The organism is Bacillus altitudinis, assembly GCF_001191605.1.
GTDB classification, from domain to species: domain Bacteria; phylum Bacillota; class Bacilli; order Bacillales; family Bacillaceae; genus Bacillus; species Bacillus altitudinis.
Genome location: NZ_CP009108.1, coordinates 1,415,159 through 1,434,314, shown reverse-complemented (window position 1 = coordinate 1,434,314; position 19,156 = coordinate 1,415,159). Strand labels below are relative to the sequence as shown.

At 43.3% G+C, this 19,156-nt stretch carries 20 protein-coding genes; 9 read left to right on the top strand and 11 right to left on the bottom strand.

Going from position 1 to position 19,156, the window contains the following annotated elements:
- Positions 1-4: 4 nt before the first annotated feature.
- The 3 genes from ID12_RS07135 to ID12_RS07125 form a co-directional block, all read right to left on the bottom strand.
- Positions 5-763 carry a LamB/YcsF family protein gene (locus ID12_RS07135; RefSeq protein WP_008347192.1) on the bottom strand — a complete coding sequence of 253 codons (759 nt, stop codon included), beginning with the start codon at positions 761-763 and terminating at the stop codon, positions 5-7.
- Between the two features lie 173 nt (positions 764-936).
- Positions 937-1,716: a Cof-type HAD-IIB family hydrolase gene (locus ID12_RS07130; RefSeq protein WP_370539173.1), complete on the bottom strand. Its 780-nt coding sequence runs from the start codon at positions 1,714-1,716 to the stop codon at positions 937-939.
- 103 nt (positions 1,717-1,819) lie between these two features.
- Positions 1,820-2,086 (bottom strand): excalibur calcium-binding domain-containing protein, encoded by a 267-nt coding sequence (locus ID12_RS07125; RefSeq protein ID WP_008347196.1) that lies wholly within the window; start codon positions 2,084-2,086, stop codon positions 1,820-1,822.
- A gap of 184 nt (positions 2,087-2,270) precedes the next feature.
- Here ID12_RS07125 and ID12_RS07120 point away from each other — a divergent pair, with 184 nt between their 5' ends.
- Genes ID12_RS07120 through ID12_RS07110 form a run of 3 tightly spaced genes read left to right on the top strand, consistent with a single transcriptional unit; the run spans position 2,271 to position 3,241 of the window.
- Positions 2,271-2,648 carry a VOC family protein gene (locus ID12_RS07120; protein WP_050826963.1) on the top strand — a complete coding sequence of 126 codons (378 nt, stop codon included), beginning with the start codon at positions 2,271-2,273 and terminating at the stop codon, positions 2,646-2,648.
- A 25-nt stretch (positions 2,649-2,673) separates the two neighbouring features.
- Positions 2,674-2,967, top strand: a complete 294-nt coding sequence (locus ID12_RS07115) for a DUF5316 family protein (RefSeq protein ID WP_050826962.1) — start codon at positions 2,674-2,676, stop codon at positions 2,965-2,967.
- A gap of 31 nt (positions 2,968-2,998) precedes the next feature.
- A complete protein-coding gene (locus tag ID12_RS07110) occupies positions 2,999-3,241 on the top strand; it encodes a DUF2651 family protein (RefSeq protein ID WP_050826961.1) in 243 nt (80 codons plus the stop codon).
- Positions 3,242-3,485: 244 nt separating this feature from the next.
- On the opposite strand, the gene ID12_RS07105 is transcribed toward ID12_RS07110, so the two are convergent.
- Complete coding sequence (locus ID12_RS07105) at positions 3,486-3,878, bottom strand: RidA family protein (RefSeq protein ID WP_050826960.1); 393 nt, start codon at positions 3,876-3,878, stop codon at positions 3,486-3,488.
- 350 nt (positions 3,879-4,228) lie between these two features.
- Between ID12_RS07105 and ID12_RS07100 the strand changes: the two genes are divergently transcribed.
- From ID12_RS07100 to ID12_RS07090, 3 genes are read left to right on the top strand one after another with little or no spacing between them, the layout of a single operon-like run.
- The gene (locus ID12_RS07100) at positions 4,229-4,693 is read left to right on the top strand and encodes an FMN-binding protein (RefSeq protein WP_050826959.1); all 465 of its coding nucleotides are present in this window, start codon (positions 4,229-4,231) and stop codon (positions 4,691-4,693) included.
- 15 nt (positions 4,694-4,708) lie between these two features.
- A complete protein-coding gene (locus tag ID12_RS07095; protein ID WP_050826958.1) occupies positions 4,709-5,686 on the top strand; it encodes an FAD:protein FMN transferase in 978 nt (325 codons plus the stop codon).
- Complete coding sequence (locus ID12_RS07090) at positions 5,644-6,510, top strand: RnfABCDGE type electron transport complex subunit D (RefSeq protein WP_050826957.1); 867 nt, start codon at positions 5,644-5,646, stop codon at positions 6,508-6,510. The genes ID12_RS07095 and ID12_RS07090 overlap by 43 nt, the downstream gene beginning before the upstream one ends.
- 44 nt (positions 6,511-6,554) lie before the next feature.
- On the opposite strand, the gene ID12_RS07085 is transcribed toward ID12_RS07090, so the two are convergent.
- The 4 genes from ID12_RS07085 to ID12_RS07070 all read right to left on the bottom strand — a co-directional run bounded on the left by ID12_RS07085 (position 6,555) and on the right by ID12_RS07070 (position 11,495).
- Entirely contained in the window at positions 6,555-8,303 is a 1,749-nt protein-coding gene (locus tag ID12_RS07085; RefSeq protein ID WP_050826956.1) for a methyl-accepting chemotaxis protein, read from the bottom strand.
- A gap of 96 nt (positions 8,304-8,399) precedes the next feature.
- Entirely contained in the window at positions 8,400-9,521 is a 1,122-nt protein-coding gene (locus ID12_RS07080) for a mannitol-1-phosphate 5-dehydrogenase (protein ID WP_035390447.1), read from the bottom strand.
- Position 9,522: 1 nt separating this feature from the next.
- Entirely contained in the window at positions 9,523-9,957 is a 435-nt protein-coding gene (locus ID12_RS07075; protein WP_046527414.1) for a PTS mannitol transporter subunit IIA, read from the bottom strand.
- Positions 9,958-10,052: 95 nt separating this feature from the next.
- A complete protein-coding gene (locus tag ID12_RS07070) occupies positions 10,053-11,495 on the bottom strand; it encodes a PTS mannitol transporter subunit IIBC (protein ID WP_025206755.1) in 1,443 nt (480 codons plus the stop codon).
- A gap of 503 nt (positions 11,496-11,998) precedes the next feature.
- Here ID12_RS07070 and ID12_RS07065 point away from each other — a divergent pair.
- From ID12_RS07065 to ID12_RS07055, 3 genes are all read left to right on the top strand, one after another.
- Complete coding sequence (locus ID12_RS07065; RefSeq protein ID WP_050826955.1) at positions 11,999-13,633, top strand: copper resistance CopC/CopD family protein; 1,635 nt, start codon at positions 11,999-12,001, stop codon at positions 13,631-13,633.
- A 16-nt stretch (positions 13,634-13,649) separates the two neighbouring features.
- Positions 13,650-14,264 carry a YcnI family copper-binding membrane protein gene (locus ID12_RS07060; RefSeq protein ID WP_048001278.1) on the top strand — a complete coding sequence of 205 codons (615 nt, stop codon included), beginning with the start codon at positions 13,650-13,652 and terminating at the stop codon, positions 14,262-14,264.
- Between the two features lie 130 nt (positions 14,265-14,394).
- On the top strand, positions 14,395-14,991 hold the full coding sequence (locus ID12_RS07055) for an NAD(P)H-dependent oxidoreductase (protein WP_050826954.1): 597 nt from the start codon (positions 14,395-14,397) through the stop codon (positions 14,989-14,991).
- Positions 14,992-15,036: 45 nt separating this feature from the next.
- Here ID12_RS07055 and ID12_RS07050 read toward each other — a convergent pair whose 3' ends face one another.
- From ID12_RS07050 to gabT, 3 genes are read right to left on the bottom strand one after another with little or no spacing between them, the layout of a single operon-like run.
- Positions 15,037-16,431, bottom strand: coding sequence for an NAD-dependent succinate-semialdehyde dehydrogenase (locus ID12_RS07050; protein WP_008347226.1), 1,395 nt, complete (start codon positions 16,429-16,431; stop codon positions 15,037-15,039).
- Positions 16,406-17,794, bottom strand: coding sequence for an APC family permease (locus tag ID12_RS07045; protein ID WP_017358512.1), 1,389 nt, complete (start codon positions 17,792-17,794; stop codon positions 16,406-16,408). The genes ID12_RS07050 and ID12_RS07045 overlap by 26 nt, the downstream gene beginning before the upstream one ends.
- 21 nt (positions 17,795-17,815) lie before the next feature.
- Complete coding sequence (gene gabT / locus ID12_RS07040) at positions 17,816-19,132, bottom strand: 4-aminobutyrate--2-oxoglutarate transaminase (RefSeq protein ID WP_050826953.1); 1,317 nt, start codon at positions 19,130-19,132, stop codon at positions 17,816-17,818.
- Positions 19,133-19,156 lie beyond the last annotated feature (24 nt).

Sequence of the window (19,156 nt, the reverse complement as noted above, 5' to 3'; positions counted from 1 at the left end):
CGATTTATCGAAAGGCCTTGAGTTGAATAGTGGCTTCTTTTAACTTCGCTGTAATGGTTTTTGCAAATTGAAGCGCGTGACTGCCATCCCCGTGGATGCACACCGTATCTGCTTTGAGCTGAACATCTTCCCCTTGCACTGTCCGCACTTTCCCCTCTCTTACCATACGGATGACCTGCTGAACCGCCCTTTCATCCTCTTCAATGAGTGCATGAGGTTCACGCCGGGATGTCAGTGTTCCGTCTGGTTGATACGTCCGATCAGAAAAAACTTCATGTGCCACTTGAAGACCGATTCTTTCCCCTGCTGACGCAAGTTCACTGCCTGACAGCGCAAATAACACAAGGTTAGGATCAATATCATACACAGCCTTCGCAATTGATTCAGATAATTCAGTATTTTTAGCCGCCATGTTGTAAAGGGCGCCATGTGGTTTAACGTGCTGCATCGTACCGCCTTCTGCTTTCAGAAAGGCTGATAGTGCACCAATTTGATAGATCACAAGATCATAGGCTTCCTCTGCTGAGATAGCGATTGGACGTCTGCCAAAACCGACTAAATCTTGCAGACCTGGATGTGCACCAATTTGAACCCCTTTATCCAGTGCCATTTTAACCGTCTTTCTCATCACAGTTGGATCTCCCGCATGAAAACCGCATGCAATATTGGCTGAGGTAACATATTCAAGAATTTGTTCATCTGAACCGATGGTGTATTGACCAAAACTTTCTCCCAAATCACAGTTAATATCCACTTGATACATAGGACCCCTCCTTGTCGTTCCGAATTACGGAATAGAAAGTCCGAATATTCGAATTTATATTGATTATACCAACTTTGGATAGACTGCACATGAAATTGTCAGAAAATATAACAATAGAACTAGTAGAAAACAAAAAAAGTGAGAGGTCATATCCTCTCACTTTTTCTACTCATTTATTTAGACAGCACCCAATGCTGGATGGCTTTTGCTACCCCATGCTCTGTATTAGGAGCCGTAATCCAATCAGCCGCTTCTTTCACAACTTCTTGTGCATTGCCCATTGCGATGCCTAATCCGGCTTCTTGAATCATCGCCATATCATTCAGGCTGTCGCCAAGTGACATGACGTTGTCCATTGTACAGCCAATGCGTTCTGCAACTTTTGCAAGAGCTGCCGCTTTGTTAATGCCTGCTGCATTGACTTCGATATTGGTTGGACTGGAATTCGTGATTTCTAGCTGTCCATTTGTTTTCAATGTATGGAGGACTTCCTCACGAACAGCATCGTCATGAATATCAAAACCAAATTTCAGCCATTCGTGGTCATGAATGCGTTCTGGGAATTCTCCTCTCCACACTTTATCCACAGTAGATGCCCAGTAATCGGTTTCGTATCTGTTTTTTAGATCCCACATCATCTGAACGTGATCGGGATGCAGTAGTTCTCGTTCGATCAACTGGAAGTTTGAATCCCAAATTTCACTTCCGTTCGCTGTGACAAGATAGGAAGAGAGTTTCAGCGGCTCGACCAGCTCTCGGCATGTCATCAGCGTACGTCCTGTGCTAATCACCACATGGACCCCTTTGGCTTCTGCTTCTTTAATGGCTTGTTTATTTTCCTCAGGAATGACGTGCTCACTGTTTAACAGCGTGCCATCCATATCAATGGCAATCAATCGGATGTCTTTCTTATCAGCTTGTGTTGACAAATTGAGTACCCCACTTTGTATCATTTTTTGAATCTATCTTTATTTTAATATAAAGATGAAGATGGCACAAAGGGACGAGTTTGATCCCATAGAAAAAAGACCTTGTGACAGGTCTTTTTACTTCTTCTTAACGTTCACACGCAATGCCGTCTTTATCACGGTCAAGGTGTTTATTTTTTAAGTAAAGTGCTTTTGATGCATAAGGCTTGTACTTCGTTTTTCCACCTTTGTTTTTCGTATTTTTGCTTTTTGCCACGCCGCCTTTATATACTTTGTTGAGTGCTTTGCAGTTTTTGTACTTGACTGTCTTTGCATCCGCTGTGTGTGTGTCAACTTGTGTAAAGCTAAGTAAAAGACCGAAAGACAAGACAGCGACCATGATTTTTTTTAACATGTAAGTTCCCCCTATTTTTTCTCATTTTACATTTTTATCATATGTCACCACATTTTGTTTTTCAAGACGATTGAGGTGAAAATATTGGTTTTTTTGGAATTCAATGAATCTTATGACCTATGTGGTAAAATGAGTGGGAAACCTTTCCGGTTTTGACACGTATATGAAGAGAGGAGCTTTCCACATGAAAATGAAATATACCATTCTATATGTAAACGATGTTGAAGCAAGTATTCAGTTCTACCATCATATCCTCGGTTTCCCGATTAAATTGAGGGTTGAATCCTATGTTGAGTTTGATACAGGAGAAGTCACCCTATCGATTAATTCACGCCAAGATGTGAAAGAGGCACTTGGGCTGCCTGTTCCAGAGGCAGTCAGCTCATCACAAACGTTTGAGATTGGCTTTGTTGTGGATGATGTGAATGAAACCATTGCGTCTTTGAAGGAAAAAGGGGTACCTGTCATCAAGGAACCTGCTAAGAAGCCGTGGGGACAAACGGTCAGTTATGTGGCTGATCCTGATGGACATTTCATTGAAATATGTGATGCGGTCTCCTAATAGCTGTCCGAAGGAGTGAAGCGTAATGAGAAAGAAACATGCTTTTTTTGTTGGTGTTTGCTCCATGCTGGTGATTTGCAGTGCGGCGCTCATATTACAGCACCATGAATGGATTGGGTTTGTCAGTGGTGGAATCTCTATTATTGCGTTCGTCGTGTCTGGATTTCTTATGGGTGCATGGACCAACGGGGAAGAGGCGCGAGCAGCCTATCACTCTGAAACAAAAGAACACAGGATGTGGCGTCTTGATACGGCGTTTCTTTTCATCATCTTTGCCCTTCCGCATATGGGTGCTGCACTATTATATGTTTTTATGTAAATAGTTGATTTGGTTCAAAGGAGTAATTAACATGGCTGTTTTTGTCTTATTCGTTGTATTTGGTTTACCTATGATCTCTGTGCTGATTGGCATTTTCGGCACATTGTTTTTAAAGAACATTTGGTTTCCTACATTGATTGTGCTGGTAGCGAGTGTGATTCTAATGTTCACCTCTATTGGTGGAAATAAAACCTTTCTCATTTGGGTCATCATCTACACAGCCTGTGCATTTCTCGGTGCATTCATTACAAAGCGATTCCAAGTTGTTTCATAAATACTCATCAAAAAAAGAACAGTTTGCACTGTTCTTTCAGATTGTTGACAAAGGGCTAAAATGATTCTTTATTTTAGCCCTTTGTCTTCTTTTCAGCGTGATAGAAAACCTTTGCAGCCCTAGGAAGGACAAGTACTGGCGCGGAGCGAATTTGACATTCGTGAGCACCAGCACGCAGGACTGCGGGCGAATGCGAGGGTTTGTCTACACGCTGAAAGAACAGTTTGCACTGTTCTTTTTTTGATTAAATATCCGCACACCATAGCTCTATTTCGATTTTCAGCTCTGGCCACCCTAATGCCGTCACATAGGCAACGGTCATTGATGGATATGCGGTTTTGAAGATTGCATCCCACTGTGGATATAGATGATCCCAATCAATTTCTTCTGTTGCCCAAATATTGACTTTGATGACGTGTTCTTCATTCAATCCTTCTGATGCAAGGATTTTTTTTATATTTTCAAACGTATTGGTGACTTGGTCGTTTAAGCTTGATGGGATCTGTCCATCCGCTCCTGTCCCTACTTGACCTGATGTCACAAATAACCCCGCACCCTTTGGCACCCTTGTGATATGACTGTAGTTGCCAACGGGTTTTGGCATACTTTCTGGGTTTTTTCTCGTGATTTTTCCCATGTAAATCCCTCACTCACTATGATTTTTCTGCGTGTTTTTCTTCCTGTAGACAGACTTCACCAATTTTTGTCTATTCTAAAAGAAAACAGCAGTGGAGTATCCGTAGCCACAAGGTAAGAACATCAATATTTTCTTTTTCATGGCCGAAACACTCCTTTTTGATTGCGTGAGCAAGGTTTAGATTCATTTCATCCTACCTGATAAATGAACCACAGTCAAAAATAAATGATAAACGATAACGTGCAATATCATGATTCTTCATACCCATTATCTAAAATCGTTCTTTTCTTGTTCATGGTTTGTTCAAATTTCTTCTATATAGTAGATCGTAATAGGAGGTGGGATACATCATGGCAAAAATAAATAAGAAAATGATTAGTCTTTGCACCGCAGCTATCAGCAGCTTATACATCACTGGTTATGCAACTACCCATCACGCGCAAGCCGTTCAGACAGCACAATCAACTACACAAGCAGACGCTTCTTCAAACGATACATCTCTCACATCAGATACTACCGCCACTCAAACAGAAGATACCACTTCAGAAACTGAACTCAAGGATGGTACTTTCTCTGGTACTGGATCAAATGAAATTGGCTCTATCAGTGTATCTGTTACCATCAAACAAGGAAATATCACTTCTGTCGAGATTACGAGTGATAACACAAGATACGGGCAAAGCTCCATTTCATCATTACCTAATGAAGTGGTTATCAGACAAAGTGCTGATGTAGATACGGTGAGCGGTGCAACATTAAGTACTCAGGATTTTGAAACAGCCGTTGCTCAGGCTTTAGAGCAGGCAAAGGCATAGAGAGGAGACACCGTGATGAAATGGTTAGGACAACAAAAACTCATTACTTTTCAAAAATCCATGCTGGCTATGGGAACTGTTATCAATATTCAAGTGGTTGCCTATGAAGAAGATCGACGAGCTGTTTTAGAAGACATCAATCGCGCTTTTTCCATTTTTTACGATATCGAACATCGGTTTAGCCGTTTTCGCTCTGATTCGGAAGTCATGAAGTTAGCCAATCGCTCAAATCAAGAGGTATTAGTCAGTGAAATGCTTTTCGATTTAACAGCCTATGCGTTAGAGTTAGCTGAATTAACAAATGGCAAGTATGATCCAACCATCGGGAAAGTCATGGAACAAAAAGGATTCAATCGGTTGTACACGACAGGACAGACTTTTTCATCAGATGACGTACCACATACAGCTGTTCATTACCGTGACGTCCAGTTAAACGAGATGAATCGGACGATTTATTTAAACAAACCGCTTATCTTGGATTTTGGTTCTATTGCAAAGGGATTCGCATGCGATCTTGCAGCAAAAGAACTTGAAGCATGGGAGGGCTTTATGATGAATGCTGGTGGGGATGTGTTGGTATCTGGATTTAACGAACAACAAGAAGAGTGGACAATTGGGATTCGGCATCCCATTCAAAAACAGACCAACATCTCGGTCATTCAAACGACTAATTGTGCGATTTGTACATCTGGAAGCTATGAACGGATCAGCCGTAATGATCCTCATACGCACCATTTGATTCACCCTCAAACGAAACAGTCTGAACAAAGTTTGTTAAGCTGTACCGTCATTGCACCACTCGGTATGCTCGCCGATAGTCTCTCTACAGCTGCTTTTTTATTAGGTCGAGAAGAGGGTTATTCATTTTTAGCCGAACATGAAATACCTGCCGTGATGGTGGATCAAGATGCTGATATGACCATAACACCGGAGATGAAGGAGGTTCCATCATGGAATTACAACCAGCACCGACCACAGACCAAACACTTTTGAAACCATCGGCCTCACTAAAAACTTACATTCGGACGCCGAAACGGTATGCCATCGCCATTCTTTTGATTCTTCTAGCCGCCGGGAGTCTGCACACTGGATTTCTTAGTGGTCTCACTACAGTTGCCACCAGCATTGGGACAGCACTGATTCTTGACGTTTTTATTTCAAGAGTGATTTTGAAAAACAATAAACACACATTCCCTGATGGAGCTCTGCTCACAGGGCTGATTATTGGCATTGTTCTAAGTCCAGCCATTTCTTTTGCTGTATCTGTTTTCACAGCCACAGCGGCCATTTTATCTAAGCATGTCATCACTTATCAAAAGAAACCAATTTTGAATCCAGCCGCATTTGGTTTATGGCTCTCAGTCATTTTATTTTCTTCCAATCAAAGCTGGTGGGGCGGTATGTCTCTTCTACCTTGGTGGACCATAATCCTTGTGGTGGTCGGCGGTTATTTGGTGACAAGCCGCGTACAAAAATTCCCGCAAGTTTTCGCCTTTCTAGCCGCATACGGACTCATCCACCTCATATTGGGATTCATTGGCTTAATGGATGCTTCATCTGCTTTTATGACGCCCTACTTAAATGCCGTCTTGTTCCTTGCGTTCTTTATGTTGACTGATCCACCTACTTCACCAGCAAAGAATCGTGATCAAATCATCTTTGGTATCCTGTGTGCTGTCGTTTCATGTGTGGACTTCTATTTATTTAACAGCTTATCTTACTTACTCACAGGGCTTTTATGTGCCAATGCTTGGAAAGCCTATCGAACGTACCAAACAAATCAAAAGCGACGGGCAATACGGACGAAAGTCGTCTAAATAAAAAACGGACATCGACTTTTCGACGTCCGTTTGACCATACCTTATAAACGATAACGTGCAATATCTTGATTCAATCGCATGCTTAGCTCATTGAGCCTTTCTGCTGCCTTCGCCACATTGGAGATGGCGGTGACTTGTTCGTCTGTAGATGCAGTGATTTCTTCAATCGCTGCGGCATTTTCTTGAGAAATATGCGCTGCACCATGCATCGCTTTTGTGATGAGGTCGTTTTGTTCTAGTAAGGTGTTCAGCTCTTTTGCCATCGCATTCGTTTCAACGATGGTTTGTGAAATCGATGTAGAGATGGAATTGAATTCTTGTTCTGTTGCGTGAACCGCTTCATCAAGCTCGGCAAAACGATCCATTGTTTTTGACATCATGCCAGCTGTAGACGTCGTTTCTTCTTTAATGCCTTGAATCATCTGCTGTATTTGAACAGCTGATTGCTTTGTCTGTTCAGCTAAATTCCGCACTTCACTCGCCACAACCGAGAATCCTTTGCCATGCTCTCCTGCACGAGCTGCTTCAATGCTCGCATTCAGGGCGAGTAAGTTCGTTTCGTTTGAAATGCTTTCAATGGTATCTGTGATTTGAGAAATACCTTGTACTTTTGTACTTAACTGCTCAATCCCTGATCGAATGCCTTGAGATGCCTGAATGGATTGCTCATTTGATTGTTTTAATTGCTGGACAATTTGCTGACCCTGCTGGGAAGATTGGTTCGACTGGTCTGAAATTCGTTTGATCTGGTCGCTTTGTTCTTTGACGTTTTCAATGGATTGATTGAACTGAGTCATTTGTTGATTGGCTACCTCAAGGTCTGATGCCTGATGAAGGGTCCCAGTTGAGATATCTCCAATTGCTCGGCCAATTTCTTCACTGCTGGCGGATGTTTCTTCAGAGATGGCGGACAAATCTGTCGCAGATTCGACGAGCTGGCTGCTCGTTTCCTGCAAACCGCTCACAAGTGCTCTGAGCTCTCCTGACATATGATTAAAGCCTTTTGCCAGCTGTCCAATTTCATCCGAGGTTTCTTTTAAGCTGGTGCGTTCAATATTGCCCGCCGCAATTTCTTTTGAAGCAGCCGTGACTTGCTTGAGCAGTCTCACTTTACCTCGGGCTGCCAAATAAAAGACACCCATACTTAAAAGAGCAACACCTGCTGTAATGAGAATAATATAGAGCTTCATCTGCTCTAGTTCTTTATAAAATTCATCCTGAAATACGGCGATTCCTATACTCCAATTCCACGGTGTAAACTGGTTCATATAAGCGAGTTTTTGCTTTTCTTCCCCCGTGGCATCGTCTTTATCCATATAGGTGATATAGTGTGCATCCTCGCCTTTTGCTGTGGCTCCAGCGACCATTTTTTGACGATTTGTCGTGTTATCTGGGATGACGCCGATGTCGTTAACCGGATGAACCTGTGATGAATAATCGGCTCCATATGCGACAAGGTAGCCTTTATTTTTATAGATGAAATCTGATTTTTGAAATTGATACCCTTTCCCGTTGTCATTCTTCGGCCCGTTCAAGTAAATACGGGCTTGTTCCTGCGCCTGTTCAAGCGTCAGTTCTTTGTTCTCCACACGGTCGTTCAATTGTTCAAGAGTGGCCATCGCTCCATTTACGATGTGTTTTAAATCTGCTTTCCCTGCATCAATTAAGACATTTTTCGCTAAAAAATAACCCGTTGTTCCTACAAGTCCGCCTGTTAAAATTGTAATAACGATAATGGCTGACATCAATTGAAAAAAGACACTTCTTGAAGCAAACGCTTTCTTTTTCATGTTCTAATTCCCCCTTACTACATATATCGTCATGCAGGGGAAAGTATTAAAAAAGTCATAGAAAAATCCCTTTCACGTTAGAAAGGGATTTTTTGATTATCGCTCGGTTTCTTTGAGGATGGCTTGATAGAGATCGTCTTCAGGTTTGAGTCCACATACCTCTTGAAGCACACCTTCAATGCCTTTTTCTTTCCTTAATGCCTGCAAGCGAACCGCTTCTTCGTCTTCTGCAAAGTCGTAAGCCAAAGCAGCAGCGATCCCTTTGATTAAGTACACTGGCTGCTTGATCTTTTTCGCTGGACCGATTAAACGGTCATCTGCTCCCAGCTTTCTAAGAGGAGAGCGTGCAACACGAGTCACTTCATCGGAAATAAAAGCATTTTCAAATCGTTTGATGATTTTTTGAATATACGCATCATGTTCTTCTTTTCGGAAGCCATATGCGTCAATTAAATAACTGCCCGTTTCATGAAGGGCACCTTCGACAACCTGACGAATGTCTGGTGTATCAACAGCTTCTTTAATGGTTTTTACGCCTTGCTGATACCCGACATAAGCCGCTAGTGCATGTCCTGTATTGACGGTGAAGAGCTTCCGTTCAATATACGGCGTCAAATCTTGGACAAAGGTCGCTCCGTCAATTTGAGGAACATCTCCAATAAAGCCCGTCTCATCAATGACCCACTCGAAAAATGGTTCAACCGACACTTTGAGAATGTCCTCATGGTGCTGAATCGGAACAATGCGGTCAACCGCAGCGTTCGGAAAGCCAACGGTTTGTGATATCGCTGCTTGCTCATCTGCTGTTAAATGAGAGAACACCGCTTCTTTTAAATGAGCACTTCCCCCAATCATATTTTCACATGCCACGATGTTGATGATATGGTCCGGCTTTTTTTGTTTTAATCCTTCAGCAATCGATGAGGCAATGATCTTCAATACGGCTGGTCCAACAGCTGTTGTAATCAAATTGGCTGTGGCAACGGCCTCTGTTAATGCCGCTGGGTTTTGCGATGAATTGATCGCTGATACTGGCCCGACTACTTCTTGCTTCTGCCCTGGTGCTGCGAGTTCAACCGTGTATTCTCCTCTTTCATTCAGCTCATTGATGACCGCTTCATTCACATCGGTAAAGACAAGCTCAAAGCCTGATGCCTTTAACAAAGAACCGATAAACCCTCTGCCGATATTCCCTGCTCCAAAATGAAGTGCCTTCATATTAGTTCACCTCATTAAAGATGGCGATCAGTTCATCCTGATCCTTTGCATGAATGATCCGTTCTACATTTTCTTCTTCTGAACAGACAATCGCAATTTGAGAAAGAATATCAAGATGCTCGTTGTTTTTCCCAGCGATCCCAAAGACGACTTTGGCCATATTTCCTTCACCGTATTCAACGCCATCAGGAATTTGGATAATGGAAATCCCTGAATGAAGGACAGCCGCTTTCGCATCCTCTGTTCCATGAGGGATCGCAATGCCGTTCCCCATGAATGTAGAAGAGATGTTTTCTCTTTCAAACATTTTGTCGACATAATCACTTGTGACATAGCCGTTTGCTACGAGGACTTCGCCTGCTTTTTTGATGGCTTCTTCTTTAGAACCTGCTTGTTCGTTTAGAAAAATATTGTCTTTAGAAAGTACTTGTTTCATACATGATCACACACCTTTTTTAGAATAAAAATCAGGAAAACAACCAAAACGGGGAGTTCAATTAGGAAAAATTGGACTCAACCCGTTTCGTCATGTTATTTTTTCAATTTCTCAATCAGCTCATCATATTTCGGGCTGTTTAAGAAATTATCCACTGAGATATGCACAGCGCCTGGCAGCTTTGCCTTGGCTCTGTCTGTTAAATCTTTATGAGTAAAGACCACATCCGCATCGTCTGGGATGTTGCTGATCGATGTGTTTGTCACATCGATATCAAGCTCTGCCTTTTTCACTTTGTTTTTCAGAATGGACGCACCCATTGCACTTGAGCCCATCCCTGCATCGCAGGCAAAGATGATTTTATTCACGTCATCTGGATTGACGTCACTTGGAGATGCTGCTTGCTCGTTTGCTTCAGCGTTTTCATTTTGTGCTGTAAGAGCAGCGGCCGCTGCACTTTTCTTGCCTTTCATGTCCTGCATCTTTTCTGTTGCTGCTGTTAAGTCTTCGTCAACTTCTTTAGACGCTTTCAAAATGACAGATGCAACAAGGAACGATACGATGGCTGCTACTACAACCCCTGCTAAAACCGCAAGATGACCGCCTTTTGGCGACATCAGCATAAGCGCAATAATACTCCCTGGTGACGGCACAGCTTTTAATCCTGCATTTAATAATGTGAACGTCAGGACACCACTTGCTCCCCCTGCAATGACAGCCAAAATAAGTTTTGGTTTCATTAAGATGTACGGGAAGTAAATTTCATGGATTCCTCCTAAGAACTGAATCACAATGGCACCTGGTGCAGACTGTTTCGCATTTCCTCTTCCAAAGAACATATACGCAAGAAGAACACCTAAACCTGGCCCTGGGTTTGTTTCAAGCAAGAACAGAACAGACTGCCCTGTCTTCGCTGCTTGCTCCACCCCTAACGGACCTAAAATACCTTGGTTAATCGCATTGTTTAAGAACAATACTTTTGCTGGTTCAATGAAGATACTTGCCAGCGGTAGTAAATGAGCATTGACAATGATATCTACACCTGCCGCAAGGGCTTTATTCAGACCTAGTACCACTGGGCCGATGGCATAGAATGCAATGGCAACGAGAATGGCACCGAGGATACCTGCCGTAAAGTTATTCACAAGCATTTCAAAGCCAGATTTGATTCGGTCTTTGAACAGCTGGTCAATTTTCTTTATGAGATAACCGCCAAGCGGTCCCATGATCATGGCACCTAAAAACATTGGAATGTCTGAGCCAACAATGACGCCAATCGTAGCCGTAGCACCGAGCACTCCGCCTCGATGGTCATAGACGAGTTTACCGCCTGTGTAACCAATTAAGAGCGGTAGTAAGTAGTTAATCATCGGTCCAACGAGTGTAGCTAATTGTTCATTCGGAAGATAACCACTTGGAATGAACAAAGCTGTAATGAGTCCCCATGCAATAAATGCACCAATATTCGGCATAATCATGCCGCTTAAATAGCTTCCAAAGCGCTGTACTTTCACGCGGAATCCGCTTTTTTCCTGCATCTGTGAAAACCCCTTTCTTCTCTCCCTTTATTTCGGGCTTTATAGGTCAAAAGATATAAGAACAAGAGTCAGTGAAGCCCTTATACCTATCGTAAAACGCTTTCACTTTCCCTTCAATTGAAACTAAATGTCACTTTGTCACTTAGTGTGTGACAAAATTGAAAAATGATGTGAATTCTCTTTCAGATCATAGAAGATAGTGGCTGAAAAGGTGAATCAGCCGGCATTTTCTCGAAAATTCATTGGAATTTCACAACTTTCAAATGGTCACTTCTTGTTTCCTTTACATAAATCGAATAGGCTTATATTGATCAAACATTCAAGAAACGTCTGCGCAGACAAGACATGACACAGAAAAAGTGAACCATCTTGCTATTTGTTTCGTTTACCTTTTAGAGTGGGCGGTACAATAGAAAGAGCGGTTTTTCTGTGACTCACAGTTTACTGCCGCTTTCTTTCTGATACATGAGACATTTTCATAGGTAGAAAGGCGGTTATTCACATTGTTGAAATATAGTAAGTGGCTTTTGCTGCTCATCTTCATGTTCTCCTTCTTCATGCCAAAAGAAGCATTTGCTCATGCATATGTGGTGAGCTCAAATCCAGTAGCAAATGAAGAGCTGGATCAGCAGCCTCCTGCAGTCTCGATCACCTTTAGTGAAGGAATCGAAAGCGGATTTCATGCCATTAAGGTGTTCAATGCAAAAGGGGATCGTGTGGATCAAGGAGATACGGTCATCAAAGAGCAAAAGATCATGGAAGCAGCTTTAAAAAAGAATTTACCAAAAGGCATTTACACCATTCAGTGGAATGCGGTATCAGCCGATGGGCACTCTGTGTCTGGCATGATTCCGTTTAGTATCGGAAAAGCGGATGGAGGATTTGATCAATTAGATCAAGGACAATCAAGTGAATCCATTGATATGGCTTCAACCATTGACAAAGCCTTTCTGTATACGTCATTTAGCTTATTTCTTGGAACCATTTTATTTGGGCTTCTATGGTTTAAAGCGCCCATAACCGACGTTTTAGCCCGGCGAATGAAGCGACTTTTGACTGTTTCACTGATCATGATGGGCGGAGCACTCTTGTTCCAGCTGCCGATTCAAACAAAATCAGCGGCAGACGTGTCCTTTTTAGGGGCATTTCAACCATCGCTTTTACAAGAAACCATTGCGTCGACTTCGGGTGGGAGTCTGTGGATGATGCTGATGGCGTCATTTGTTCTTCTGATGATTTGGACGATTGTGGCGATGAAAAAAGGAATCTTCACTTCCTTTCGAGTATGGCTATTCCCGCTGCTCATTTTCACTGTGCTCCTTTGGCTGAAAGCACAAATCGGTCATCCAGCCGCTACAGATAATAAAATACTGACAACGTCACTTGATTTCATTCATCTCGTTTCTGCATCTATTTGGGTCGGCGGCTTAACAGCCATTGTCCTTCTTTTGATGAAGAAACTGCCGAATGAAGATCAGCCGCTCATACGCAGCACCCTGACAGCTTTTCATCCGTGGGCACTGCTCTCAGTTGGACTGATTGTGTTTTCTGGGTTTGTGAATGCGATTTTTATTCTGCAATCATTTGATGCCCTTTTCCAATCAGCTTATGGACGCACCTTCTTAATCAAACTTGGTTTATTTATCATCATGGGTCTCCTTGGGCTCGTCCATTATTTGATGCTGAGATGGGAAAAGAAGCAGAAACGAAACGTATCTTTACGAGCAGAGTGGATCATTGGGATCGCTATTTTACTATTAACAGCCGTATTCACCAATATCCCAAGCCCTCCGCCGCCTGCACCAGAGCCATTCTTTGGAGCCAATCAGGTGGAGCATCGTGACCTTGTGTCTTTGAGCATTACCCCGAATGCTCCAGGTAAAAACACGTTCGAGGTGGCATTTACGAAGAAGGATGGACAAACGATCACAGACATTCAATCTGTGACAGCTAAGATCCACAAAGTCTCCTTGTTCGGTGATGAAACGCCAAACGAATTTCAGCTGAAACGATTAAAGAATGGACACTTCTCGGCTGAAAACCTCTTACTAAATGAAAAAGGCACTTGGAAAATTGAGATTCATGCATTAACTGGTTCTTTTGACAACATCGATACGACATTCATTAGAAGAAACTAAAAGGAGTTCATATCATATGAAAAAATACGTTAAAGCTTTATTACCAATGCTTCTCGCTTCATTTTTACTGGCGATTCCTGTGAGTGCACACGTGACAGTCAAACCTGATACATCCGCAACGAATGCTTGGGAAACCTATACGTTAAAAGTACCTTCTGAAAGCGACAGTCCGACAACAAAGGTTGTCATCACGATGCCTAAAGGCGTAGAATTCCAGCAATACGAACCAGTGCCTGGCTGGAAAACAACAACTGAAGAGAAAAACGGAAAAGTCACAAGAGTCACTTGGGAAGCAACTGGCGATGGTGTTCTTGCTGGGCAGTTCCAGCAATTCGTGTTTGTCGCAAAAAACCCTGAAAAAGCCAGCGAAGCGGCATGGGATGCCTATCAATATTACAAGGATGGAACAGTTGTTGAATGGACTGGCGACAAGGACGCTGATAAGCCTCATTCGATCACAAACATTGTTGCGTCTAATACCGTAACGGATTCACATGGTCAAGAAAAACCAAAAGAAGAAAAGGCATCTGAAACAGCCTCTGCTTCTTCTTCACCACTTGTTCTTGGTCTGTCCATTGCAGCCTTAGTTGTGGCATTGATTGCACTTGGACTTACTTTTAGAAAGAAATAAACCTTACATGAGCGATCGTTTTTTCAAGCGGTCGCTTTTTATTTTCCCAACCTATCATTTCCAATATAGGATTGAATAGGATACTTGTGCGTGCCATAATGAGACACATGACCACCTAGGAGGCTATGAGATGAACCATCTAATCATATTTGCTCATCCCCAGCAAAGCTTAAATCAAACCCTATTAGATCTTGTTGTAAGCACTCTTTTGAACAATGGTCATCATGTGACGGTTCGTGATGTGTATAGCATTGGCTTTCCGCCAGAGCTGACAACAGCAGAAAAGGTTGCCATGAGAAACGGACATGTGCCGGCACCGATTCAAAGAGAGCAGAAGCTGATTCAACAAGCTGATGTCCTCACGTTTATCTTTCCAATATGGTGGACAGGCTTGCCGGCGATGCTAAAGGGTTATGTGGAGCGCGTTTTTTCAGAGGGGTTTGCGTATGAGATCAATGAAAACGGAGTGGTGAAAAATCTGCTTCGAGACAAAAAAGGGGTCATTATTAATACGCATGATGCACCGAGGACCTTTCTTGATTCAAATATGATCATCACCCCCAGCCATCACATGACGACAGATACAGCCGCCTTCGATCTGATCGGCGTTGAGCCAGTCGAACGGCTCTTGTTCAGCAGCATGGAACAAGCATCTGCAGACGACATCCACGAGATACTCAAAGAAACAAAAGAAACGGTGGATCAACTTTTCCCACCGGCTGTTTAACATAAAAAAGACTGTCGAGGCTTCTCGGACAGTCTTTTTCACATGTTATTCGTCTAAACCAATTGACACATATTTTGTTTCTAAATAAGGCTCGATGCCTTCGATGCCGCCTTCACGGCCAATACCGCTCTCTTTCATACCGCCGAAAGGTGCCTGCACGGCGGATGGTCCCCCGTCATTCCAGCCAATAATCCCGTAATCTAGATTCTCAGATATATAGAGACCATTGCGGTAATTCTCTGTAAAGAAATAAGCCGCAAGTCCAAAAGGTGTATCATTTGCTAATTCAATGGCTTCATCTAAAGTGCTAAATGTCGTAATTGGTGCAACTGGACCAAACGTCTCTTCATGCATAATGTTCATGGAAGGGTCGACATGAGTTAGCACCGTCGGCTGAACAAAATAATACGACTTCTCATCGTCAAAATGTGTATCGCCGCCGACAAGAACTTTCGCCCCTTTATCCACAGCATCTTGAATTTGGTCGACAATTTTATTAAAGCCTCGCTTATTAATAATTGGTCCGATGGACGTTCCTTCCTCAAACCCATTTCCTACTTTCAGCTTTTCCACTTCTTTGCTAAAGCTTTGCGCAAATGCTTCATGAATTTCTTCATGGACGATTAATCGGTTGGCACAAACACACGTCTGACCTGCATTACGGAATTTAGATGCCACTGCTTGTTTCACAGCCAATTCAAGGTTGGCGTCCTTATCTACGATCAGCGGGGCATGACCGCCAAGTTCCATAGAAACGTGTTTAACCGTGCTCGCACTGTTTTTGATGAGATGTTTTCCAACTGGTGTTGAGCCAGTAAATGTGATCTTGCGGATCAATGGACTATCTGTGAAGATTTCCCCCACTTCTTTTCCATCTCCAACCACCCATTGCAAGGCATCTTCTGGAATTCCGGCTTCATGGCCTAATTTGACAAGCTCAATGGCCGTAAGCGGCGTGTCTTCAGCAGGTTTCACGATAAACGTACAGCCCGCTGCAAGCGCTGGTGCCGCCTTCCTTGTAATCATCGCCGCAGGGAAATTCCACGGTGTAATCGCGGCAACAGGACCGACTGGCTGTTTTGTGACAAATAGGCGCTTGTTTGTCGTATGAGACGGGATCGTTCTGCCGTAAATCCGCTTTGCTTCCTCCGCGTACCATTCAATATATCCAGCGGCATAGACGATTTCCCCTAATGCTTCTTGATACGGCTTCCCGTTTTCTTCTGTGATGATTTTTGCAAGTCTTTCTTTATGCTCGATCATGAGATCAAACCACTTGCGAATGATATTTGCACGTTCATGGGCTGACGTTTTTGCCCATGTTTTGAATGCTTTGTGTGAGCGAGTGATCGCATCTTCAATCTGTTCTTTTGTATGCTGAGCAACTGAGGCAATTTCTTCTCCGGTTGCAGGATTATACACTTTGAGTTCGTTTGTCATGCTCTACCTTCTCCTTCGTTCTTGGATTCATTACATATAGTATATACCCAATGAGTGCCCAACCTAAAAGCAAAATCCATTCAGCTGGCCATGATAAGGAGGCCGGCATCCCTGGAAAATAAAATGAAAGAAAAAGGAAACTCAGTCCAATGGCTAAAACGCCGGTCGTCCGCCAATATTTAATGCGGTATGGTCGCTCAAGCTCAGGTTCTGTCTTGCGAAGTCTCATAAAGGCAATGGACACAATCAAATACCCAACGATGATGCCCACACCGCCTGCATTAACAATCCACACGAGGGCAGGTCGGCCTAGTAATGGTGCAAAAAATGCAAGTGCACCTAAGAACAAAATGGCATTTGTCGGTGTTTTATACTTCGGATGAATATACGCAAACCATTTGGAAATCATGCCTCTTTCCGCCATTGCATAGAGGATACGGCTTGCACCAATGATAAATGCATTCCAGCTCGTCACAATGCCTGCTACACCACCAATGACAAGCACAGTCCCAAACGCCTGATGACCAAGAAGCTGTACCATGGCATCTGCTGTTGCCAGTGATGAAGCCTCAAGCTGACCTTTTGACAATCCTGCCGCTACTCCAAAGACAATGAGCAGATAAAATACAACCGCACTCACAATGGAGATAATCAAAATTCTCCCGATGATCTTCTTAGGTGCGTTAATCTCCGCCGCTACCTGCGGGATGACATCAAACCCAACGAATAAAAAGGGAATCATCACTAACACAGCCATCAGACCGCCAACCCCGCCCTGAAACATCGGCTCAAGGTTTGCAAAATCTCCATTAAATGTAGCTCCGCCTAATAGAAGAAAACCTGTCAGGATAATGGCCACTGTGAACACCGATTGAAAAATGGCAGCAGGCTTTGCGCCAATGTAGTTCAGAGCTGTTAAAAACAGTGCACCGCCAGATCCAATCAATACCCATGTAAAGTAAACATCCCATCCTCCTATATTCCATAGGAAACCAACATGCTGTGTTGGAATGACATAGTCAATGACTGTCGGAAGTGCGACAGCTTCAAACGTAATCACGGACACATAACCGAACAATACGCCCCATGCGGAGACAAACGCTGATTTGATCCCAAATGCCCGCTGGACAAAGACGAGTCCTCCGCCTGTTTCTGGAATCGCAGAGGAAAGCTCTGCATACGTTAGCCCAATAAAAATGACGAGAATGCCCCCTATGACAAAGGCAATCACACTTCCTAAAAATCCAGCTGTTAAAATCCAATCTCCCGAAAGTACAACCCAGCCCCAGCCAAGCATTGCACCAATGGATAAAAACAGTACGTCTGACTGCGACATGGTTTTAGCCATTTGTTGTTTTTGCATACAACCATCCCCCTTTGTTGTTTAGCGTGCTGTGAAGGCTTCTTCGATAATCCCTAGTCCTTCTTGCAGCAGCTCATCTGTGATGACAAGTGGTGTTAAAAAGCGAATAATATTCCCATTGATCCCTGCCGTTAATAAGAGTAGTCCGTGCTTGTTTGCATAGGCTGCAATCGCTGCGGCTGTCTTCTTATCTGGTGTACGCGTTGTTTGATCTTCCACAATTTCAATGGCCGCCATTGCCCCTAATCGCCGGACTTCCCCGATGAATGAGTACTTACTTCTCCACTCATTCGCTTTGTCCTCAATGACTTGTCCAATGTATTCAGATCGTTCATTCAGTTGTTCTGTTTCAATAATATCAAGTACAGCCAAAGCTGCCACACAGCCTAATGGACTGCCAGCATACGTTCCTCCTAGCTCCCCTGGGTCCGCTGCATCAAGTAATTCTTTTCTGCCAACAACACCGCTCAGCGGCAGGCCAGCTGCAAGTGATTTTGACACAGTAATTAAGTCTGGCACCACATCGTAGTGCTCAATCGCAAAATATTTCCCTGTTCTTGCAAATCCTGTTTGGATTTCATCTGCCACGAATACGATTCCATGCTGCTGACAGAATGAAGCGACGTGCTGGACAAAACGCTTCGATGGTACAATGAATCCGCCCTCCCCTTGGACTGGCTCCATCACCACACAAGCGACCGTTTCTGGTGCAACGGTTGCGACAAAGAATTGATTGAACTGATCAATGATGTATTCGTCGTAGGCTGCATCGCTTAATCCTTCAGGTTTTTGATAGTAATAAGGATACGGCGCTTGATAGACCTCTGATGCAAATGGGCCGAATCCAAATTTATAAGGCTTGACCTTGCTTGTCATGCTCATCGTCATATTCGTTCTTCCGTGGAACCCTCTTGTAAATGAGACAACCGCTTGTCTTTTCGTATATTTACGGGCAATTTTCACTGCGTTCTCAACCGCTTCTGCACCTGAATTTAAGAAAATGGCTTTTTTGTCATGGTCGCCTGGTGTAAGGTGGCATAGCTTTTCTGCTAATTCGATATAGGATTCGTACATCATGACATTAAATCCTGGGTGAATCAGGCTGTCTGCCTGCGCTTTGACTGCTTCCACAACCTTTGGATGAGAGTGTCCTACATTTAATGTACCGATGGCCCCTGCAAAATCGATAAAACGATTGCCGTCGATATCGAAAAGCTCGGCTCCCTTCCCTTTCGCTGCAAGATGACGGTTGCCATTACTTACGCCTCTTGCGACGTATTGATCTCTTTTCCCCTGCCATTCCTCTGTTGAAAAACGGTTTGTTGTCGTTTGACTCATTGTCATCCATCCCCTTTATGTCTT